We start from the raw sequence: 20291 nt of genomic DNA on the forward strand, positions 1-20291 counted from the left end.
CCAATTGTAAAAAGTAGCCTCACTGATCCCCATCTTGCGGCATACCTCAGCGACAACAGTTCCTGTTTCAGCTTGGCGAAGCGCAAATACGATTTGTGCTTCAGTAAATTTGGTCTTCTTCATGACGATTATTTGGTTGTTAAAATACCGAAAAATCGCCCGAACTCTCTACTTTATAACGGTCCAGTTTTTAGGGAGGAGGTCAACGCGGGCAGCAGCCCAAAATAACGGCTGCAACTAAGTTCTTCATCATTCTTTTCATTTTGTAAGTAGTGAGTGGTTTTGACGTATTCAACAGTTATGAATCAAATTTATTTTCATCCCATTCTTTTCCCGGTGGAAATAGTTCTGCTTTGCGCTTTCGCATTTCAATTGCGACTAAATCACGGTTACCGCCTTGCTGTTCCAGCTTTGAAATAATGTTTAGATAACTTTTCTCGTCTCTGTTCTGGCTCAATTTAAAAACATTCTCTATCCGATCGGCTTTGATCTCAAAACCGGCAATTGCGGGCATCATCTTTTTTAAAAATCCGTCTGGAAGGTTATCATAAATGGTCGGAGATTTACTATTTTCCCCTTCAAATTTCAATGTCATTTTTTTCATTAATCGAATCAAATCGACGTCCGGCATAAATTTTATTTGACCATGAATGTGTACACTCATATAATTCCAGGTTGAACCAATGTGTGGATTGCTGTACCAGGAAGCACTTACATACGCATTAGGGCCTGTAAATACAATGAGTGCATTGGGATTTTCAACGAAAGCTTTATAGTGATCTGTGTTGCGCATGATGTGTCCCTGCAAAAACAATTCACCTTGTCTTTCTTCAATTATTAGTGGAATTTGGGTAGCTACTTGAGTGCCTGATAAATGACTTCCGGTTAAAAAAGCAAATGGATATTCTTCCATAAAATCCAATACCGTCTGTCGATCCTTTTCTTTGAAATAAGAGAAGTTATACATGTTAGTTTGTGTTTGGTTTGATACCCATTCGCTGAATCTGTCTGCGTTATTCATTCAATGGGTACGTAAATTGAATGACTTGCATGGGAAAACCGCCTGTTGCCCGGTAAAAGTGAATGGCCTGACTGTCTTCCTGGTCAGCCTGAACAAACAGCTCCTCTACCCCCAGACGGCGGCAGTATTGCATCAATTGCGTTAGCAATGCCGTCCCAATACCCTGTCCCTGATGGGTTGTACCAACCGCAATATCATACAGGTAAACCACTGGTTTTTCCGTATGGTATTGCGGTAAGACGTAGGCCGTCAGGCCACCCACAACCTGATTGGCAAACCGGGCGACGAAAACGACAAAATCAGGCCTAGCTAACAGGCGTTGAAGGTGTTCGGGCCGGGACTTCGTTACGAGGTCGGTTTCTAAAACGTCCCGGAACAGGTGGATCAGTTCAGTAAACTGATCTACCTCACCAGGCATCAATCGTCTGACTTCGACATTCATTGGAATTGCGCATTAGGGTTATAGCTTCTGCTCAGATCGGCAAGAAAAATGGGCGGGCGGTCAGGCCATGATGGTGGCATTAATCATGGTCTCCGACAGCAGCGTGTAGCAAGCCTGCCAGGCTGCCTGCACCTCCGGTGTCCAGGCTTCGCCCAAGCCTTGTTCCAGCGTCCAGAGCAGGGCCTGGCCCACCAGAACGTAATGATGTTCCTGAACGCCGTAGTGTACGTGTCGGCGGGCGAGGGCTTCCACATCAGGCACCACGCTGTCGAGCCGGTCGAGCCGGGTAACAACGTAGGTGAGCGTAGCCAGCAGCTTCTTCGACTGGTCGGGTATTGACGTACGGCTGAACAAAGGGCGAACCTCCGGTGCGATGGCAAATAACCGGTCGTAGAAGAGTTTCCCTACTGCCTCAGCGGGCAGAACAGCTACTGGTTGGTAGGACTCTTTGACGAGTTGAATTTGATGAAACGTCATGGTTACTGTTGTTTAGAGTGCTTCTGCCGCAAGCGTATCTGCCAGCTTTAACGTAATCGGTAACAGTACTTTAGCCTTCATTTCAGCATCACCACCGCTGTACATGACAGCGGTGCTCTGGTGCGACAACTCGTCGGCGTGTTTGACCTTTCCGGTAGCCACCTCAACGAGCCGGGTTTTGAGCGTGGCGGAGCCTTTCGAGTCATATTCGTCAACCGTTCCCGTCAGCACGTAACTTACCCGGAGTTGCTTACCGACCCGCACCGCAGCGGCCGTCGAAGCTCCATTCACCGCCGTCAGGTCGGCCTGCGACGCTTCCCGCGTGTGCCGGACGTCCACAACGTGAATCCGGTTGGTTTTCATCAGTCTGAACGCAATGCTGGCCTGAAGCTGCCGCCTGGCTTCTGGCGACATCACCGCTACGTTTGGGCCGGGCGTAAATTCAACCACGGCTACCTGCGCCTTGCCTGTTCGTTTCGCCAACTCTTCCGGTGGAGTCTGAGCGAGTGCAACACCTGTCAGGGTAACCCCTAAAGAAACTACTGCAATCAAGTTATTCATCATTCGTTTCATGTCGTAAATAGTGTTTGATTTTGGAACTATATTCAATCAAAATCTGCCAAAATGCTTACTTCTTCAATACTTTGGTTGTAAGCGTCTGTTTTCCGTCGTTGACCTGCACCACATAGAGCCCGGCCGGAACCGACGTTCCGTTCTGGTCCGTGCCGTTCCATCGAACCCCGTTTTGGCCCGATGCTGCGTTGTTTGTGGGTAATGTAGCTATGGATACACCCGCCGTGTTGAAGATGCGCACCGATACGGGACCTCCCTCCGCAAACGGGTACTTGATTTCGGTCTGCTCCTTGAAGGGATTGGGATAAACCTGCACCCGGCGATCTTCCGCCGACTCCCGGTCGGACGACGGCCCTTCTTCCAGCCAGTGCGCCCGAATGGTCGACCCAGCGGCTTTTCGACTTCCGGCATTGGAAGAACCAATTTCCACTTTTCCGACGGGGGCCAGCAGTGTCATGGGCCGGGTGAACGTAACTGCGCCCGAATAAGTACCCTTGGCGGTATACACCGTATAATCGTTAGGCGCGTGCTGAGCCGCCTGCTGCACGGTGAGGTAGGGCTTATGAACTTGGCCGTTAGGCTGGTCACTTGCTCCGTCCACGTCAAGGTAAGCCGATCTTTCGGTGTAGAATCTACCTACTTCCTCCCGAAACCCATTGTCCCGGAAGCCCAGGCCGTACCCTGGCATGTCGACTCCCTCAAGAATGAAACGTTCTTGATAGTGAACGCCGATGGCCACGTTCGACTCTTTGAAAGTGATGGGTGCACCCGTGGAGTTTTGCAGTTCAAGGGGAGTATTGTAGACCACAAATCGGTCACGGTCAGGGGTAAGACCAGAGATGAACTCATTCTGTCTCAACAGCGATGTTTCCAATAACTGTAAGGTCCGGGTGGTGAGATCGTCTTGGCCTGCCAGGCCACCAGAATAAGCACCGTAGTGAAAAATATCTACTGGTATGCCCCCATCCCCTTTAGAGTCGATGGTAAAATTACCGGGGTTAAGGGCAATGCGAAAGTATTCCTGCTGACGTTCGCCGGGCCGCAGGCCGGTGATGCTATTGGGCAGCGGTTCTATCACCCACCAGCCATAATCGCCCAGATTATAGCCATGAAACCCTTTGGGTTCTTCTTTAAAATTAAATCTGCCCTCCCGGCTCGGCTTTGGAGCGCGTGTGGGGTATTGATCCTGGGGTGATGAATGCACGGCTGTACCGCCAACTGAGGGTGGCACGTTGAACTCGATGATATTGTCATCGTCAAAGGGCATGCCGTTGATGAAAGCTCTCGATGACGTCACAATCGCCCCGTTGGGCGCAATCCAGCCCGTACTGTACCACGTACTGCCGTCAGTGAATCGGCCTACGGCTCTGGCATACGGATACGTATCAGTGATGTTGCCGGATGTTGAAGCCGCTGTTCGGGCCGAAGCACCCAGGTCGCCGGTCGCCTTCCGGGCGTTTCGCGCCTGCCCCGCCTGTGGGTCGGTCACTTTGATTTCAGAAATATGTACCGAATTACGCTCACCGGCAGCGGCAAACAGCGAGACGGTCACCGATTGGCCGTTAAAATACGCCGAGCTGTAGCGCCAGTTTTCGAGGTCCGGCTTCCGGAGTTCCTGCCGGGCGCCATCGGTGCCTTCCAGCACCAGATAACTGTTTTCGCCTAGTTTTGTTCCCGCAAAATACAGCCGCAGAAACGTCGTGTTGGGCTGCGTCACCTGCGTCAGGAACCGGAGTTGACCGTGGCCCGACGTCTCGGCCTGATACCCGAACGAATAGGGTACTTTTTTCTGAGCTACCGCCGACACGCTAAACAGGCAGATCAGACCGAGGAGTAAGCAATTGATGGTTTTCATTTTGGTTACTGGTTTAGCATATCTTACTGAAGACTCACCAGGACCAGCACCAAACCCGTACCCGTTTCCAGCGAGGTCATGGCTTTGCCGAGGATGGCTCCCTGGGCTTTGCCCGAGTCGGTCGTTTTCATGGCGTGGCCGGTTGTGGGCGAGGTGGTAAGCAGATCGCCCGGCCGGATGGCCCCGTACTGCGCATCGACCCGGCAATAAACCCGCCCCGTCAGGGCAACGGGGTGTTGTCCGCTGGCCAACGTTCCGGCCTGCCCCATCAGCATCCCCGGCTGCACGTCGCCCGCTCCGCTCACAATCCCGGCTACAGTTTTGTCGTAGGCTCGCCGGGCCACCCGCAGTTGCCCCGGTTTTTCCGGGTCGATACTCACCACCGTACCCGGCAGCAGCGTTTCGCCCGCTTCGATGTCGAAGTGTTCGGCCAGATCGGACCCGCCGGTGATTTCGAGGACTTTGGTCGAGGTGGTGCCGTTAACCTGCAGCGTTTTGGAGGGTGTCGTGAGGCCAATGCCCACGTTTCCGGCGGGTGTAATGACCATCGTTGCATCGTCGGAACTGGCGGTTTTGGAAAACACCAGCTTACCCCCCCCGGCTCCCCAGCCGTTGTTGGCTACCCCGACCCGCCATTCGGCCCCGCCGTTGCCCGGGTTGATTAGCTTGAGCTGCATGTCGTTTTCCGAAGCGATGCTAAACCGGGCTTCGTTGTCCGTCGTGCCCACTTTCACCTTACCCCCGCCGTTGACCAGATGGACGTTCTGCTCCGAATCGTTGTTGATGTACAGCGGGTCGCTGCTTTCGATCTGGTTGCCGTCCAGCGCCAGCATGTGGATGTTGTCGCCCACCTTCGAGTGTAAGCGCAGGGCTCCATCGGCCACATAATTCCCCGATTTGGTAGCGTTTTTGCCATAGATCGTGAACACAACCGGGTTTTCGGTGTTGATGCCCAGCCGGGCCATGTCGGGGGCCAGACCAAAGAGCAGGTCGCCGTTGTGCCGGATACGGAAGTGGTTTTCGTTATTGATGGACCACATATTAGACTCACCGAAAGGGACTTGCCGCTGCAATTCGATACCTGCCGTTTGGCTACCTAGGTTGGCACCACCCACCGAAAGCACCCGTATAAAATTGTCTTGTGAACTCTGTAGGTGCAGGATACGCTGAGGGGTGGTGGTTCCGAGGCCAACCCGGACGCCTAAGCCGGTGTACAGGTTACCGCCGTTCGTGTGCCATTGCTGGGCCAGCACTTGATTGGAGTTGAAGAGAAAACCTGCAAGGCAGACTTTTATAAAGAGGTGTGTGAATTTTGTATTCATGATTGAAAAGAAATTTTTTGATTGTAAAGAGAGAAAAAGTGGCTAAAGTCTGCCCGTATCCGGATAGTTTTGATGCTGGCAGACTTTAGCTGACCGCTGGCTTACTCCGGCTGGAAGCGGAGCCGTACTGTGTGCAGTTCGGTGGTGTCGCTGCCATAGCCGGTTAAGCTTTTACCGGTCAGTTGCTTCGTTAAACAGTTGTTAATCTGCTCATTCTGGCTAAACACGTCTATCTGACAAAGCTCGTTTTTGGCATTGACCCGGAATTGAATCACCAGAACACCCCCTTTGTGGGTCGACCTGAGCACGTCAGGGTACGTAATGTATTTTGCTAATTGCTGCTCCAGCGTAACTTTCGGAGCGTTGGTTTTGCGGTTTTTGGTCGGTGTGGCGTAGGCTTGCGTCGTCAGGAAGCCTACGAGTGTAAGAAGGAAAAAAGACTTTTTCATGGCTTTGTTTGTGTTCACGATTTGACTGTTTATTGGTTAAAATCAAAGACTACAGAACATGGTCTCCCTAACCCGGAGCCATATACATTGCTTCGGGTAAACATAGACAGCTTCTACCTTTTGGGAATCGGCTAGACCGCAGTCGTTACCGTTGAGGGAACGGCCAGATAAACTTCGATGATCCGGGGCGTCATGGATACGATGCGGATAGCGCCGTAGAGGTTCTGATTCTTCAGCTTAAAGAAGAAAAGATCACCCTGCTGGTAGACTGGAGGCTCCTGACTGTTATCCACATAATAGCTTTCGAACAATTGCGGCCGCTCTGTCGCTGCCTCCTTGAGGGTTTTGGCCGGATTATAAAAATAGCTTTGGTTGAACCAGACAACTTCCATCTGATTGCCAGACCCGAACGAGTGCGTCAGTTCGCTCCACAGCGTTCTGGACATTTCCAGTTTGGCATTGTGATACAGATTGAAATGGGTCTTGTACGTGGTGGAAGCCGGTCGGCCGTTCAGGTAATCGAAACTGTTGAGTGCCCCGTTCGACAGCGTAAACACCGTCGGAATCTGGTTGGGGTCGGTACCGGCCGGGTATTCCGGCCATTCAATCCGCCAGGTGAGCGTTTTGAGGTGATCATACCTACTATCTGTCGGGATAAAGGTCTGTTTGGTAATCGTCGGCGAGGGCAGCGATTGTCCGCCCGGATTGGGAGCGTACCCGCCATCATTCGTCGGAGGATGATTCGGAACGAAGCCGTCGGTTCGTGCCGTCAGACTCTGGCGCTCAATGGCGCTTTCTTCGCAGCCGCAAACGGCTATCAGGAGCAGTGCGAGGGCGGTTACTACTTTTACGTGTTGCATACGAGTTGGTGTGGAAAAAAGAAGAGTTAGATTGTCTGCTGCTTAGAAGTGATTCGACGAATTCCTGGTGGCAACAAAGGCTTGGCCGAATCAATTGTTGGGTACGGCCAGGTACACCTCGATGATGCGGGGTGTCATGGAGACGATGCGAATACCGCCGTAGCGGTTCGGGATCATCGGTGAAAAGTTCATTACCTTAAAAAGGAATATATCACCTTGCTGATAGACTGGAGGCTCCTGGCTGTTATCCACCCAGTTGTTTTCGAAAAGGGCTGGCCGCTCTTTTACCCAGTGTTCGAGGCTCTTTACGGAAATATTAATCTTGTTGAACCAGGTGATTTCCATCTGATTGCCACCGTTAAACGAGTAGATCAGTTCGTCCCACAGCGTACTGGACATTTCCAGTTGAGCGTTGTGGTACAGGTTGAAATGGGTCTTGTACGTGTTGGAGGCCGATTGGGCGTTCAGGTAATCGAAACTGTTGAGTGCGCCGTTGGATAGCGTAAAGACCGTTGGAATCTTGTTCGGATCCGTCCCGGCCGGGTATTCCGGCCACTCAATCCGCCAGGTGTGGCACTTGGTGTGAGCCCACAGATCATAGTCTGGAATAAACGTTTTCCTGGTAATGGTTGGGTACGGCAGCGATTGCCCGCCCGGACTGGTCCCTTCTGGCAAAGGATTACCTTCTGGAGAGGGATTGCCTTCTGGAAAGGAATTAACGACGACTCCATCGGCTCGTGCCGCCAGCTCGTGCCGCTCAATAGCGCTTTCTTCGCAGCCGCAAAGTGTCACCAGACACAATGCGAAGACGGATACTGTGTTTGCTTTTTGCATTTTAGTTGGTGTGGAAAAAAGAATTGGATTGCCTACTGCTTACAGGTGATTCGGCCGATACCTTGCGGCATTAAAGTGGTAGAGAAAAGTAACGGGAACTAACTCGGATTTTCCAGAAACTAGCATTATGCCAGTATGGACTGGTCTGTATACTGTACAATAGTCCGCCATCTTCTGATAAAGATTATGGGATTGGTGTATCCTTCTTTTCCAAGCCCAAGTTTATTGTTTACTGGTAATCAGGACCGGGGTGGTTAGTTCGTGATTACCCGGTTGATGAAGCAAAGGTAGTGGACCGGGCAGGTGCCGAAAAAGAGCCGCTTGATGGATGCGGCTTCCGGCTTGACGAATCAGGTCGCAGACTTGGCCGATAGGCAAACAGGCCACCCACTATGGATGGCCTGTTCTGGGCACACGAAGCAAGGCGCGGTTTACCGGCCCGCCACCAACCGCAGAAAGTCGTCTTTCTTCCTTGGCGAAATCATAATCGTGCTTCCATCGGACAGAATCGCGTAACCACCGTCGGTTTTGATCATGCGCCGGACTTCGTTCAGGTTAACAATGTGCGAATTGTGGAGCCGGAAGAAGTGCTTGGGGGGTAGTATCAGCTCATACTCTTTCAGATTTTTGCTGACCATGATTTTGCGGCCCTCTTTCAGGAAGAACGTGGTATAGGCCCCGGCCGCTTCGAGACGGACGATGTCGGTCAGCGCGACGAATTCAAGACCATCGGACGTTGCCAGCGTAATGTTCTGTGGTTCGGTGCCGGGCTGTTGCAGGCTTTGCAGCAGGCGGTCGATAACATTGTCGTCAACCCGACTGCGACGGCGCTCCTGCACCTTTTGCACGGCGGTCTGTAGTTCGTCGAGGTCAATCGGCTTCAGCAGGTAGTCGGCAGCACTGAATTTTATTGCCTGTAGGGCGTAGTGGTCGTAGGCCGTCGTAAAGATAACGTCGAAATCCGGTCGTACCTTAGACTGACTAACTTGCCGGAGCAAATCGAAGCCCGTACCGGCGTGCATCTCAACGTCGAGGAATACCAGCTCGGGCGCAACCTGTTCAATAAGCGCTACCCCCTCCGGAACCGAGCCGGCTGTACCAACCAGACTGAGACTGGATAACAGATCAGCAACCACTGTTTTCAGAAACTCGCGGCTGTGGTATTCGTCTTCAATGATAACCGTTTTCATGGCGATCAGAACGGAATAGATAGTTCAACTCGGGTGCCGCAGGGTTGCTGATTGGCGTCGTAGAGGTCAAGCGTTACTACGTGAATCAGGTCGCTGCCCCGGGCATTTAGTAGCCGCAGCCGGGTGTCGGTAACGGCTGTGCCGCGTGAGATGTGGGTGCGGTCAGCGTTAAACCGGAGGGCGGCTTCTCGACCAATGCCGTTGTCTTCAACGACACACAACAGCCGGTTCACCTGATTTAGTAGGTAAATGTGCAGTTGACCACCGTCGTCGGGGCGGTGGCGCAGACCGTGCAGAATGGCATTCTCGACGTAGGGCTGTATCAGCATCGAGGGCACATCGGTGAGCTGCGGGTCAAGGTCGTCGTCCAGTTCAATCTCATAGGTAAAGATGCCGTTGAAGCGAAGCCGTTCCAGATCGAGGTAGTACGTCAGGGCTTTTAGTTCGTCGGCGAGCGCCACCCGGTCATTCACCGAATTTTCGAGAACCTGCCGAATCAGTTTGGCAAATTTAGTCAGGTATCCCAAAGCCTCCATTGTGTTTTTTTGCATCACAAAGTGCTGGATAGAATTAAGCGCGTTGAAAACAAAGTGCGGATTAATTTGCGCTTTGAGCGCCTGAAGCCGCAATGCTTGATTAATCTGCTCAATCTCGGCTTTCTGCTGTTCTATCTCGATGAGTTGCTGCTGAAGCAGTTCGTGCTGCCGGAGTACCGTCTCGCCTTTCTCTTCGGTCGTCCGAAGGGCTTCGGCTAATTGCTGTTCGGTTTGCCGGTTGATCTGTTGCTGATATACAAAAGCTGTTACGAACATGGCGAAGGCAAACAAGCCACTTATTGTACGGGTAGCTGCGTTGTCGGCCTGCTCATCGCTGGTTAATTCGGGCAGTCGTGGAATAAGCTGCGTTACGGGTTCAAACAGCAGGAGCGTCAGGCCAATCCAGATCAATCCAATCCACATGCTGCGGTTTTCGGTAATCTGAAACAACAAAACGGGAAAAATTAGCGAAGCCAGAATGTCGATTTGCTGACTGGTGGCCGGGCCGTGCGTGGTCAGTCCCGCACCGATCAGCACGTACAGCGACGGCGTGATTGTGAGAATATACCTTGACAAGTAAAAATAACCTAGGAAATTAAGCAGCAGGGGCGATAAAAAGGTTAGCATCGCCAGCAGGTATAGCCCAAACAGCACTGGCGAAGACCAGAAAATAAACGTGGCCGGAAAAAGTGCTAGCCCAAGGGTGATGGCCACCCGATTACAGAGGATAAGTTTTTTGCCCAAATCAGCCGGTAGCCCAAGCTGGTTGGCGTTCGGATGACTCAGACCGATGGAAGATAACGACTGCCAAAGCGAACTCACGAACTGACTCATAATGCGAATCAAAAGTTGAACTAGGCTAAAATGGACAAACGCAGTCAGAGAAGTAAGTTTGTAGAATGCTACCGCATGGGTGGCCCCGAACTTCAACTTATTGCTCTCTACGACCGCCCGGCGGCCCGGTACGTTTGCCAGTGCTATGATAGGCACTTGTGCTTATATTTCCAATCGCACCGTCGACCCGGGGTAAAGTAATAATCAACAACTCGATTTCAATGACCAGGATTAAACCGCCAACGCGGCTGATAACGATTTGTCTGTTTGGGGTGCTTAAACAACGCTACACCATTCGACAGCGTTATGTTTACATCCTGGATCACTGGCTGGATTGGTTTCCTAAATTACTCTCTTATCAAGACTTCCATTACCGACTCAATCAAGTCGGATGGCAATTTGAGGTCATGATCCATGAACGCGTACATCAGGTGTAGACCCGGCGTTGCCATCACCACATTAGCCCGGTAGATTCGCTGCCGATCATTGGCTCTTAACCACCTTATCAAGCCAAAGTGGCATCAGACTGAGCCGAAAAAGGATTCTGCCCGGCGGCCCGGTAAAAACCTGTACTACCACAGCCTTAAACTGCACTTGTGGGCTTTGTTCGGCAGGGTACGATCCTTTACCGGAGCGTTTTCATTTCACCCCCGCATCGGCCAATGAACTGACGGTTCTCAAACAAATCACCTTGCCCTATGTGCCACATCGTCTGCTGGTGGGCGACAAAATCTAAGCTTCAGCTCCTATACAAGTCCAGCTTGCTCAGCAGGAGGTGGAACTAATGATTCTGATTAAACTCAAAAAAGGTCAAAAACGGCTGGATGCCGCCGATGAGCTTTATTCAAGTTTTGTCAGTTCGATCCGGCAGCCGGTGGAATCTTTCATTCAGTGGTTAATTGAAAAAAGCCAAATCCAAACCGCTTCAAAAATCTGTTCTCAGAAAGGGTTGCTCTTGCACTATCTGGGCAGACTGTCCGCTGGGTTATTTATTATGGCTTTCAACTCTTGATTCGCATTCATAACTAAAACAGCAATTTAGGGTTATATACAACTTTCTGTGGCCGGGGCCGGAAAATATAGCGTCACCTGCGTACCCGCAGCCCGGCCGTCTGAGTCGGTCAGGTCAACCGTTTCAAACCGGATTTTTTGCTCATTTTGCTCGTTTAGAAGGGCGAGCCGGTCTTTTACCGTCTGCCAGTGCGGAGTCAGGTCGGAACCTTGCTTCCGTTGACTGATAGTCAAGGCCTCCGACCGCCCAATTCCATTGTCGGTTACCTCGACCCGTACGCCCGCTGGGGTCTGGTCGAACCGAATGTCGATAAATCCGGCCCCGTCAGGCCGGTTCAGGATTCCATAATAGAGGGCATTCTCTACAAAAGGGTGCACAATCAAGGATGGGATCACCATTTCGGCCAGCGAAGCACTATTGGCCAATTTTACTCGGTACTCGAACTTGTTGCTGAACCGAGTCTTTTCAAGTGCTAAGTACTGATCAAGCATCAGCATTTCCTGATTTACTGACGCGTATGTCTGCGATGCGTTGGCGAGTAACAGCCGCATGAACCGGGCGAATGAGGTAATGTAGGCCAGCGATTTCCGCTTTTCGTTCAGCATGATAAAATACTGAATGGCGTTCAGCGAATTGAAAATAAAATGGGGGTTGATCTGGGCTTGCAGCACCTTCAGCTTCAACTTGCGGTTGTAGTGATCAATCTCCGCATTCTGTTGCTGAATTCGGTCGTATTGGGCCTTCAACTGCTGATTGATACGCTGCTTCGACGCCGATCGAACGTAGAGTATTCCGGCAACAATCAATAGCAACCCAATACTGAGCAAGGCCAAGCTACGGTAGGTTTTCTGCGTTTGTACTTCCAGTGCCGTGTTGATTAATCGCTGTGTAACTAATTCTTTCTGAAGCGAGAGCCGTTCAAAGTCATAATTGGATGGCCGTTCGGAGGTTTCAAAGGCTAAACCGAATTCACTTTCGCTAAGGTATTTTCGGATAATTTGATTTGTAATGTTCTGAGCACCCGGCGCGTCGGCATACGCCCTCATCGGCTCGCCCCAGTCGCTTTTAAGCGGGTAGATAGCCGCGTAGCCGGGCCGCTCGCTCATCAGCACAGTTTGCCGCTTGACGGGTAGCCCTCGCTTTCGACCGAGTAGGTATAGCGAAAGTGGCATGTAACTGAAGGCATTCGGGTGGTGAATGACGTGGCGCATCACCGTCAGATCGTTGTTGACGGTAGTGACCGGAAGAGTCGGGTAGAACCCCCGACGGAGTGAGTCAATATCCTGGGCCATCGTCGTGTGTCGCATGGTATACGCCCGGAGGTTGGGTAAGGCTGTAATAAAGTCACGTGCGGAGGCATAATTGGGAGCGCTGGGATGTGTAATCAGTACGCTCAGGTCGGGCATGTAAGGAGGTGTAAACTGCACCTCCCGCTGCCGGTCGGGCGTAACCGAAAAGTTTCCTAAGCCGAAAACGCCCGGTTGGGGGCTGGTACGGACCCGGTTATAGGTCTGAATAAATCCCCCCCCATAAACCCAGTGTAGGGTTAGTTCAAATCCATAGCGCCGTTTAACAAATTGCCGAAAGTTTTCCAGCAGTTCAACCTCAATACCCGCCAGTCGTCCGGTTGAATCGCGGTAGGCAAAGGGTTCAACCTGATCCCAAACCACGGTAACCACGCCACCCCGGCGCTTTCGTACCTCAGCCCAGCTATCGCCCCGGAGTATCGGGCCATTCTGCGCCCAGCTTGACGCAGCAACAAGCCATGTCAGCCATATCAGTGCTAAAGCCCAGTGTTGTTTCCTGTTTCCTCTCATCGTTAAGTCTTGTTGTGTCGCTCTGCTTACAAGATCGTTGGCAGGTGAAAATAATCAGTTGGCAACTTAACCAACACGGGGTATAACTTGACGAATGAGGGCTTTGAGTTTATGAATGAACAATACACCATCACCTGTCTCTCCATTTGCGCCGATGCATTCTATAGTTCGCCCCAAATTTAAGACTACCCACGTGTCACTAACACAACTATCCTAACCACGGTGCTTGACTTTCCAGCGTTCATACTTGCCCCGTAATAAATGTACGGCGTTCATGCCCCCACGCTTCTGACCAAAAAACTCCAGAAATAAACTGGATTTGTTTGGCATCTCACTAGAGCTAACCATGCGGATAAATGCACAGGCGGCCCGTTGCTCTCCGCACCGCTTATCCCCACCTGCCTCGGAGCCTGCTTCGAGAGCCCGCATGAGAATTTCGGCCATCGGCAAGTCCTGGGTCTGAGCTTCGACTACAACTTGCATGACAGCAGATAATACGTCTTGATGGGCTAAGGTGTTGCCTTGAATGGCAATACCGGTTGCCGTTAAACTACCACCCGAAGGGCTCGTTGCCGTTCCGGTGTAAGTTCTGGGTTCGGCTAGCTGTTGTAGGGTAACCACAGCGAACTGTTGCTCTTCAGGCATGAAAGCTGGATCTTGCAAGGCTTGGATGATCTGCTGGGGAGTATGTCCAGCCTGAATCATTTGAGCTCCTTTTCGCCTGGCGTCGACATTACTCATGGCCTGAACAATGATGGCTCCCTGACCAGGAATGATTTTACCGATACCACTACAGTTGTGGGTACAGGAGGCCCCGGCGATGCCGATTTCACCCGTTTTAGGATTAACGATGATGATCGACCAGGTCGCCCAAGAATAGAAAGGTACCAGGAGAATCGATAAACAGAGGAAAACGTATTTCATAAAAGCCATCCGGATTTCTATTCCCAGATGCTATTACCGAGCAACAAGTTGCATGGTGGTAACGAACAAGATTTGCACCCTTACCAGTCTTACGTTGGGGAGGGTTTACTGAGACTGAGCTGACTAAAATTTCTATTTAGGAAGGATAAGCGTTTTCGTCAGATGAACCTGTCGTTTGCCGCTTTTTCCTATAATCTCCAGGCTCAATGCATTTGTATTCATCGCTTGATAGATCTGGCTGGCCGGATTGTAGACTCCACAGAGGTCCGTAACCGCTGAAACTTCGCTGTCGTTGACTCGAACGATACGATCACCGGGCTCTAAACCAGCCTGATGAGCAGCAGATCCGTCAATAATACTACCAATCGTCCAGTAGCTTTTCTGTGAAGTGCTTTCCTTCTGAATAAACGGTGAAAAGCCAAATGAGACGAGCGGTTCAGCGGACTGGACTGAATGGTTGGCCACCAGGGTTAAGGTTCGCTGAGCCCAATCAAAGGTGCTGATATACTGGCCCAGAAAACCCCAGCCTACTAAATCGTCACGATAGCTGCCAAAGGCAACCGAGACCGAGTCCAATGGGGTATCGACCAGTTTGACGCCTTTAATGATCGCATTGTAACTGGTATCAAACCGATCGCCGTAGAAGCCATGGCCATTCCATCCAAGCTGGGTGTAATACTTCGACTGCTTTTGGAGTTGGACAAAAAGGGCTTTGTCCTTCGTCATGAAGTGGCTGTTAGAGCCTATATCCACGATGAACTTCTTTTGTGTGCCGTTGGGAAATTGAAGCGGAATAACGGCTCTATGCAATCCATCAACTGTAATAGGCAGCACGAGTTTGGCGGTATCGCTGACCAAGGACTCATATCGGTCGGACACGGTAATGAGTTGCCGTTGATGGTCAAACTGCCAGCGGTGATGACGCAGGATGGCTGAACCAATCAGGCCATCCACGCCAATGCATTGTAAAAAAGAATCCCCCGTCAAATCAAGGATCGCCGTTCCAGGCCGGTAAAAGGTTAACCCGGCCAGTTTGACACTGTCCAACTTCACGTGCTTGTTCAAAGCATTGATGTTCCTGTATTTTCCTTTTCTTATAACGCCTAATTCTTCGGCCGCCTGTTGCGATAAGACCATTAGTGACGTCCCCCCAGAAAAGCGTTCCAGTATGAAGTAGAGAAAATCGGGCAATTGTAATATCTTAATCAACCAGACAATTGCTATGAAGAAAACGAAATTCACCGAAGCGCAAATCGTCTTTGCTCTCAAGCAATCTGAGACCGGAGTGGCCGTAGCCGAAGTATGTCGCAAAATGGGCATTAGCGAGGCTACCTTTTACAATTGGAACGGGGCCGCCCGCGCGGAAGAAGTATGGCGGATTGGGTGTTGCTGAACTGCACCGATTACGCCAGTTGGAAGAAGAAAACCGTCAGTTGAAACAGCTAGTGGCCGACCTGAGCCTGGACAAACAAATGCTTCAGGATGTGCTCAAAAAAAAAGTTTTAAGGCCAGTTCAGCAAAGAAAAATGGCCTCAAGTTTAATGGAAAACTATCGGGTTTCGGCCCGTCGTGCATGCTCTGTTATTCAGTTCCGGCGATCCTCTTTACACTATAAGTCTCGTCGTCGAGATGACTCCGTGATTCGGAAACGAATCAAAGAAATTGCTCAAGTAAGGGTTCGGTACGGTTATCAGCGGATTTACGTGTTGCTGCGCCGAGAAGGCTGGCGGGACAACCACAAAAGGGTGTATAGGGTGTATTGCGAAGAAGGGCTGCATCTGAGAAGCAAACGTCCACGTCGAAACCGAGCGGCTGCCCACCGGTTAGAACGCCCCCAACTCTCCAGCATTCATCAGTGCTGGAACGGTCCGCCGTTGCGGTATGGATTTCGTGCGGACGCCGCGCGGGCCGATCAGCTGTTTAACGGGCGTAAAATCCGTGCGTTAACTATAGTGGATAATTATAGTCGTCAGTGCCTGGCAATCCACGTGGGACAGTCGTTAAAGTCGGAAGATGTCGTTGCGGTAATGAATCGGCTAAAAGCGTTACATTTAACAGTGCCTGGACGCATTCAAGTGGATAACGGCAGTGAGTTTATCTCTAAGTCACTGGACAAATGGGCTTATGATAACAACGTGACGCTGGACTTTTCGCGTCCTGGAAAACCAACGGATAACGCGTTTATCGAGTCATTCAACGGTAGTTTCCGGCCGGGCCGCCGTCGCGGATGAATGCTTGAACGCTCATTGGTTCTTGTCGCTGGAAGATGCTCAGGAAAAAGTTGAACACTGGCGGCAGGAATACAATAGCTTCCGACCTCATAGCTCACTCGGTGGGCTAACGCCAAATGAGGTTGGAAAGGGGAAGGAAAAACCAACAAATTAACGTCCGATCCTCAATCTTTGACCGGAACGCTTTTTGGGAGGACCTCATTAGCACGCCGGAATCAAGAATGAATCGATACTTTTTTGGGGAGGCATTGATGGTTAATTCGACGATGTATTTATCAATAATCTCCTTTTTAAAGGGAATGGCAGTAACAAAGTTGTGCTGTCGAACAAAGCCACTGCGAACCGCTTTGTTTTGTTGGACATAGCGGATAAAGTTGCCGCAGCCAGTCAGTAACAGGAGGATACAGGCAGAAGAGACTTTCAAGAGAAGGTTCATTGCTAGTCAGAGCAGAAGCCCAGTAGATTTAGATCACATGGGCAAGATATTCATTTTACCTGTTTCATGAAACGCCCGTTTCAGTTGGACTCCCGCAATAGTAATCTTTGATTAGAATATAATTGATTAGTTGTCTCAAATCGTTATCTCATTTAACAATGTCTCATCTTAAATAGATTGCCTGACTTATTGAGACAAAATTTCATGCCTGTGCAGGCATGAAATTTATACCTTTTTGAACCTATCATGTCTCAATGTAAAATAGGAATCCAAATGGGTCAACATGTCTGTTCAAAAATAGGTAGTACACTAAAAGTATTTGACCCCATCTGTGTAAGGCTATTTTAATGGAATACGCAACCACCTTGACCGAAATAGCCACCCCAAGGTGGCTTCTGGAGTTTACGCACCTGTTGCCCTATTGTACTAGGGCAACAGGTGCGGGTGTTTTAACAAAACAACTGGATAAATCAATTTACAAGCTAGCCTCTGGCCGTATGGCAACCATCGCCCGGTTATAGGCATAGACATTGGTCTGGTTGTTATAGCCCTTCTTTTTATTGTCATCATAAAACGACCGGCCATAGTAGTACCCATTCCAATCACCTCCCCATCCCCAGTTCATGTGCAGCCAGTAGGTGTTGAGGCTACAGGTCGATTCAGCCTTCCGGTAGCCGCTGCATACCCAGACATGTTTAGACACATCTTGTGGATTTTTACCTTCTGTACCTATAAGTAGCACGGGCCGGTGTCCGTTGATCTCGTTGATAATATCTGCTTCTAAAGGATCACCGATTAGCTTGACGGTCTTATAGCCAAACACATTCTTGAGGGCTGCTACTGCATTTTGGTTGTACACACCGGTTGCGTTAAGCCCCCATTCAGCCTTCATGCCGTACCCAATGTTGGCCAGCAGCTCGGCGGTGTGAAGGTTTGCACTGAAAGGATGCATTTCCTGCCAAAGAATAGTCCAGGTGCTACCCTGCCAAAAACCGGGTCTCTGGTACTTAATCTGTTTAGGATACTCATAGAAACCCATTACAGCAGCGGCTGCTACCGGCCAGCAGCCTGCTACCGCATGATTGGTAGGCAACTTGGGAGCATATGAATTAAAATGGGCAGTACCGAACGGGCCAGTCCCAGATTGAGCCAATTTTGATCTTACCAACGGCTCAAAGTAGGTAACATTGGTCTGCTGACAGGGTGGTTCAGGTGCAGGGGTGGGACCGTCCGGCGGGGGAGGAGCCATGGCCCGGGCACCCTTAGCGGCCTGGCTCAGACCCGTGCTAGCCAGCAAACTGCCCCAGTCTTCCCCACGGCTCGGGGCAGCAATCCGGGCTCCGCGCGGGCTGGTGCGCTGCTGTTCAACGCTCGCCTGCTCCTGACCCAGCCAGGTCTTCACCACTTCGGGCATGTGCTGCACGTCCACACTGTCTTCGTCGCCCATAGCCAGCACGGCCTGCGCCCGTTTTTCGGCCGACAGGATGGCAAAGCCGCCCTGATTGTAGGTCACCACGTGCACGGCGGGCTGGTTGTGTTTGTCTTTAAAGGAGACGGCCTGCCGAATGGTCCGCTTGAGGCTGCCCAGCCGGGCGTTTTTGGTTCCCTGGTCTTTGTTGCCCGCCAGGTAAAGCTGCTGGAAGGTCTCGTTCTCGGCGACTTGCTTAGCCAGTTCAAGGGGCACAATTTCGCCGTAGTAGTTGGCCTCATCGACGGCTTTGATCTGTAAGGCGACCGCGTCGGGTATGGTGGAAAGAGCTGGCTCCATCAGCTGCTCTTTGGAGCAGGAGACGGCCAGACCAGCCAGTAGCAGGGCAACAACGTACCCGCCAACCGGTGTTCGGTTGTACTTCATTGCTGATAAACATTTGAGATTAAAAAATAATACCGCTCTTGTTGATTGATAACGGTGTTTAGATACGCCACACGGCGTTGGGGTAATGCCCGCGAGGCAAAACCTGGAGCGATTGTGTCGTTAAAAAGCCGGAGTTCACTCCGCGATACGCGGGTCATGCGGAAAAATGTCCATATACTGCCGGATGAGGGCCATCAACCGCTGCTGCTCTTCGGCCGAAGGCGGCTCCGTGGATTTGGGTGGATGTAGCGGATCATCGATGGGTTGGCCAATCTTCCGCAGGAACGGCTCCATCTGCGGTGGGCTGTGTATACCGATGTAGCGGCCGGTTGCACTACCCACGTTTTTGATGTTATGCCACGCCATTGCCGGAATGGAAACGATGTCGCCCGCTTCGGCCCGTATCGTGTTTACCTGATTATCAGCATCCACGGTGGTGATCTTGAAGACCCCCTCCAGAAAATAAAAAACCTTGGAGGAGGGATTTCGGTGTATAACGGGTGGCCCACCGCCAGCGGGTACCCGCGCATCAACAACCAGCATGGAACCGGCCGAGTTGCGGCTGCCTACTTTGATCGTAACAACATCGCCGGCCGCATACAAATGTTCGCCTTCATGGGCTTTGACATGGTGAATTGTGTTCATGATTTTGTTGAATTGAGTTTGCATTATACTGAATTGTTTGGTAGTCTGATTTAAAACGGTGGTTGGGGAACGTCGTGATGGCTTCGCTGAAGTTGTGTTCGCCCTACCATAAACCTGTTACTACATGGCCCATCCCAGGTAAGTCAACGGCATACACCCGAAAACACTGGCTTTAGGCAATTATATCCTGTTGCCAGGAAAAGGAGTTGGAAGCCGCTCCGTGCAATAAGACTAAGGCAGGCAGGTGGTCGGAGCCACAGGCGATGGTAAAGGTATCGCCATGGCGGGTTGACACCAACTGGGTTTGGTACGGTATCGGCCAGACGTCAAGTACCGAATCGTAAAAGGCTTCTACCGCCAGTTGGCCCAGATGTGTTTTGTAAACTCCGGATGGCTTCATGTTTGGATCCCGATTTTTTGTCGTCAATGACCCAGTAGAACGAAGTAGCCATGAAGGCGACTAAGGCCCCCAACAGCTCGCGTTCAACTTTGTTCATACCGTAAACTAGCCTGATGCACCGATCGGGTTTCAGCGATCTACCTTTCTTTAAACACGTTTTTATCCCAGCCCCGAAAGTCATAGTATCGGCTCTTGGGTTCGCCGGTCCAGCCGTTGATGCCTTTTTTGCGGGGTAGGTAGTAGCCATGAACGTACAGAATGGGGAACAAGGTCAGCCCTAAGACAATCAGGGCGACGTCTCGGCCGGCATAAGCGGATAAACTACCGATGAGCAGCAGCGTGAGCAAGTACTTTCCCACGCGCCGTAGTTTAGGCGTTTGCTCCTCGAAGTGCCCCATCAGGATGTTGCCTACGGCAAAGATTCCACTCACCAGGGCGACTTCAAACCAAAGAGATTCCGTGTTCCACATTCGATTGTCGTTGACTGGTTTCCGTCTTTAAAAGCACTCTTGTCAGGCGAACTAATCATTTGAGTTGGCTCGCCCGACGAGATTGCTATCGAACACACCCGCTCGCAT

Annotated in this window: 21 protein-coding genes and 1 pseudogene; 2 read left to right on the forward strand and 20 right to left on the reverse strand. The window is 51.1% G+C overall.

Features of this window, described 5'->3' with window-relative positions:
- The 12 genes from ACS5NO_RS27895 to ACS5NO_RS27950 all read right to left on the reverse strand — a co-directional run.
- A partial coding sequence (locus ACS5NO_RS27895) for a transposase (RefSeq protein WP_439418309.1) occupies nt 1-123 on the reverse strand: 123 nt, incomplete at its 3' end.
- A 175-nt stretch (nt 124-298) separates the two neighbouring features.
- Nucleotides 299-967 (reverse strand): FMN-binding negative transcriptional regulator, encoded by a 669-nt coding sequence (locus tag ACS5NO_RS27900; protein ID WP_439418173.1) that lies wholly within the window; start codon nt 965-967, stop codon nt 299-301.
- Nucleotides 968-1013: 46 nt separating this feature from the next.
- Nucleotides 1014-1463 (reverse strand): GNAT family N-acetyltransferase, encoded by a 450-nt coding sequence (locus tag ACS5NO_RS27905; protein ID WP_439418174.1) that lies wholly within the window; start codon nt 1461-1463, stop codon nt 1014-1016.
- A 60-nt stretch (nt 1464-1523) separates the two neighbouring features.
- A complete protein-coding gene (locus ACS5NO_RS27910) occupies nt 1524-1940 on the reverse strand; it encodes a globin family protein (protein WP_439418175.1) in 417 nt (138 codons plus the stop codon).
- Between the two features lie 12 nt (nt 1941-1952).
- The gene (locus tag ACS5NO_RS27915) at nt 1953-2504 is read right to left on the reverse strand and encodes a hypothetical protein (RefSeq protein ID WP_439418176.1); all 552 of its coding nucleotides are present in this window, start codon (nt 2502-2504) and stop codon (nt 1953-1955) included.
- A 64-nt stretch (nt 2505-2568) separates the two neighbouring features.
- Nucleotides 2569-4368 (reverse strand): T9SS type A sorting domain-containing protein, encoded by a 1800-nt coding sequence (locus tag ACS5NO_RS27920; RefSeq protein WP_439418177.1) that lies wholly within the window; start codon nt 4366-4368, stop codon nt 2569-2571.
- A 23-nt stretch (nt 4369-4391) separates the two neighbouring features.
- Complete coding sequence (locus tag ACS5NO_RS27925) at nt 4392-5690, reverse strand: hypothetical protein (RefSeq protein WP_439418178.1); 1299 nt, start codon at nt 5688-5690, stop codon at nt 4392-4394.
- A gap of 101 nt (nt 5691-5791) precedes the next feature.
- Nucleotides 5792-6139 (reverse strand): hypothetical protein, encoded by a 348-nt coding sequence (locus ACS5NO_RS27930; RefSeq protein ID WP_439418179.1) that lies wholly within the window; start codon nt 6137-6139, stop codon nt 5792-5794.
- 131 nt (nt 6140-6270) lie between these two features.
- Nucleotides 6271-6999: a hypothetical protein gene (locus tag ACS5NO_RS27935; protein ID WP_439418180.1), complete on the reverse strand. Its 729-nt coding sequence runs from the start codon at nt 6997-6999 to the stop codon at nt 6271-6273.
- Between the two features lie 90 nt (nt 7000-7089).
- Nucleotides 7090-7674 (reverse strand): hypothetical protein, encoded by a 585-nt coding sequence (locus ACS5NO_RS27940; RefSeq protein WP_439418181.1) that lies wholly within the window; start codon nt 7672-7674, stop codon nt 7090-7092.
- Nucleotides 7675-8264: 590 nt separating this feature from the next.
- Nucleotides 8265-9023 carry a LytR/AlgR family response regulator transcription factor gene (locus tag ACS5NO_RS27945; RefSeq protein WP_439418182.1) on the reverse strand — a complete coding sequence of 253 codons (759 nt, stop codon included), beginning with the start codon at nt 9021-9023 and terminating at the stop codon, nt 8265-8267.
- A 5-nt stretch (nt 9024-9028) separates the two neighbouring features.
- The gene (locus tag ACS5NO_RS27950; protein WP_439418183.1) at nt 9029-10393 is read right to left on the reverse strand and encodes a sensor histidine kinase; all 1365 of its coding nucleotides are present in this window, start codon (nt 10391-10393) and stop codon (nt 9029-9031) included.
- Nucleotides 10394-11177: 784 nt separating this feature from the next.
- On the opposite strand from ACS5NO_RS27950, the gene ACS5NO_RS27955 reads away from it, so the two are divergent.
- Complete coding sequence (locus ACS5NO_RS27955) at nt 11178-11405, forward strand: hypothetical protein (RefSeq protein ID WP_439418184.1); 228 nt, start codon at nt 11178-11180, stop codon at nt 11403-11405.
- Nucleotides 11406-11437: 32 nt separating this feature from the next.
- Here the strand turns inward: ACS5NO_RS27955 and ACS5NO_RS27960 are convergent, their stop codons facing one another.
- From ACS5NO_RS27960 to ACS5NO_RS27970, 3 genes are all read right to left on the reverse strand, one after another.
- Nucleotides 11438-13222 carry a histidine kinase gene (locus ACS5NO_RS27960; protein WP_439418185.1) on the reverse strand — a complete coding sequence of 595 codons (1785 nt, stop codon included), beginning with the start codon at nt 13220-13222 and terminating at the stop codon, nt 11438-11440.
- Between the two features lie 213 nt (nt 13223-13435).
- Nucleotides 13436-14146, reverse strand: a complete 711-nt coding sequence (locus ACS5NO_RS27965) for a DUF1028 domain-containing protein (RefSeq protein WP_439418186.1) — start codon at nt 14144-14146, stop codon at nt 13436-13438.
- Between the two features lie 132 nt (nt 14147-14278).
- Nucleotides 14279-15337, reverse strand: a complete 1059-nt coding sequence (locus ACS5NO_RS27970) for a PDZ domain-containing protein (protein WP_439418310.1) — start codon at nt 15335-15337, stop codon at nt 14279-14281.
- A gap of 31 nt (nt 15338-15368) precedes the next feature.
- Between ACS5NO_RS27970 and ACS5NO_RS27975 the strand changes: the two are divergent.
- Nucleotides 15369-16531: pseudogene (locus tag ACS5NO_RS27975) on the forward strand (IS3 family transposase).
- Here ACS5NO_RS27975 and ACS5NO_RS27980 read toward each other — a convergent pair.
- The 5 genes from ACS5NO_RS27980 to ACS5NO_RS28000 all read right to left on the reverse strand — a co-directional run bounded on the left by ACS5NO_RS27980 (nt 16484) and on the right by ACS5NO_RS28000 (nt 20183).
- Nucleotides 16484-16813, reverse strand: a complete 330-nt coding sequence (locus tag ACS5NO_RS27980) for a hypothetical protein (RefSeq protein WP_439418315.1) — start codon at nt 16811-16813, stop codon at nt 16484-16486. The pseudogene ACS5NO_RS27975 and the gene ACS5NO_RS27980 overlap by 48 nt on opposite strands.
- A 475-nt stretch (nt 16814-17288) precedes the next feature.
- Nucleotides 17289-18668, reverse strand: coding sequence for a C10 family peptidase (locus ACS5NO_RS27985; RefSeq protein WP_439418187.1), 1380 nt, complete (start codon nt 18666-18668; stop codon nt 17289-17291).
- A 135-nt stretch (nt 18669-18803) separates the two neighbouring features.
- Nucleotides 18804-19313: a cupin domain-containing protein gene (locus tag ACS5NO_RS27990; protein ID WP_439418188.1), complete on the reverse strand. Its 510-nt coding sequence runs from the start codon at nt 19311-19313 to the stop codon at nt 18804-18806.
- A gap of 172 nt (nt 19314-19485) precedes the next feature.
- Nucleotides 19486-19713 carry a hypothetical protein gene (locus ACS5NO_RS27995; RefSeq protein ID WP_439418189.1) on the reverse strand — a complete coding sequence of 76 codons (228 nt, stop codon included), beginning with the start codon at nt 19711-19713 and terminating at the stop codon, nt 19486-19488.
- 137 nt (nt 19714-19850) lie between these two features.
- On the reverse strand, nt 19851-20183 hold the full coding sequence (locus ACS5NO_RS28000) for a hypothetical protein (RefSeq protein WP_439418190.1): 333 nt from the start codon (nt 20181-20183) through the stop codon (nt 19851-19853).
- Between the last annotated feature and the right edge of the window lie 108 nt (nt 20184-20291).

The organism is Larkinella fluvii (genome assembly GCF_051857545.1).
Classification (GTDB): domain Bacteria; phylum Bacteroidota; class Bacteroidia; order Cytophagales; family Spirosomataceae; genus Larkinella.

What these genes read in the sequence shown, in the direction of transcription:
- ACS5NO_RS27900 (WP_439418173.1), bottom strand. Translation starts at nt 967, where the DNA reads ATGTATAACTTCTCTTATTTCAAAGAAAAGGATCGACAGACGGTATTG.
- ACS5NO_RS27905 (WP_439418174.1), bottom strand. Translation starts at nt 1,463, where the DNA reads ATGAATGTCGAAGTCAGACGATTGATGCCTGGTGAGGTAGATCAGTTT.
- ACS5NO_RS27910 (WP_439418175.1), bottom strand. Translation starts at nt 1,940, where the DNA reads ATGACGTTTCATCAAATTCAACTCGTCAAAGAGTCCTACCAACCAGTA.
- ACS5NO_RS27915 (WP_439418176.1), bottom strand. Translation starts at nt 2,504, where the DNA reads ATGATGAATAACTTGATTGCAGTAGTTTCTTTAGGGGTTACCCTGACA.
- ACS5NO_RS27920 (WP_439418177.1), bottom strand. Translation starts at nt 4,368, where the DNA reads ATGAAAACCATCAATTGCTTACTCCTCGGTCTGATCTGCCTGTTTAGC.
- ACS5NO_RS27925 (WP_439418178.1), bottom strand. Translation starts at nt 5,690, where the DNA reads ATGAATACAAAATTCACACACCTCTTTATAAAAGTCTGCCTTGCAGGT.
- ACS5NO_RS27930 (WP_439418179.1), bottom strand. Translation starts at nt 6,139, where the DNA reads ATGAAAAAGTCTTTTTTCCTTCTTACACTCGTAGGCTTCCTGACGACG.
- ACS5NO_RS27935 (WP_439418180.1), bottom strand. Translation starts at nt 6,999, where the DNA reads ATGCAACACGTAAAAGTAGTAACCGCCCTCGCACTGCTCCTGATAGCC.
- ACS5NO_RS27945 (WP_439418182.1), bottom strand. Translation starts at nt 9,023, where the DNA reads ATGAAAACGGTTATCATTGAAGACGAATACCACAGCCGCGAGTTTCTG.
- ACS5NO_RS27950 (WP_439418183.1), bottom strand. Translation starts at nt 10,393, where the DNA reads ATGAGTCAGTTCGTGAGTTCGCTTTGGCAGTCGTTATCTTCCATCGGT.
- ACS5NO_RS27955 (WP_439418184.1), top strand. Translation starts at nt 11,178, where the DNA reads ATGATTCTGATTAAACTCAAAAAAGGTCAAAAACGGCTGGATGCCGCC.
- ACS5NO_RS27960 (WP_439418185.1), bottom strand. Translation starts at nt 13,222, where the DNA reads ATGAGAGGAAACAGGAAACAACACTGGGCTTTAGCACTGATATGGCTG.
- ACS5NO_RS27965 (WP_439418186.1), bottom strand. Translation starts at nt 14,146, where the DNA reads ATGAAATACGTTTTCCTCTGTTTATCGATTCTCCTGGTACCTTTCTAT.
- ACS5NO_RS27980 (WP_439418315.1), bottom strand. Translation starts at nt 16,813, where the DNA reads ATGAACCTTCTCTTGAAAGTCTCTTCTGCCTGTATCCTCCTGTTACTG.
- ACS5NO_RS27985 (WP_439418187.1), bottom strand. Translation starts at nt 18,668, where the DNA reads ATGAAGTACAACCGAACACCGGTTGGCGGGTACGTTGTTGCCCTGCTA.
- ACS5NO_RS27990 (WP_439418188.1), bottom strand. Translation starts at nt 19,313, where the DNA reads ATGAACACAATTCACCATGTCAAAGCCCATGAAGGCGAACATTTGTAT.
- ACS5NO_RS27995 (WP_439418189.1), bottom strand. Translation starts at nt 19,713, where the DNA reads ATGAAGCCATCCGGAGTTTACAAAACACATCTGGGCCAACTGGCGGTA.
- ACS5NO_RS28000 (WP_439418190.1), bottom strand. Translation starts at nt 20,183, where the DNA reads ATGTGGAACACGGAATCTCTTTGGTTTGAAGTCGCCCTGGTGAGTGGA.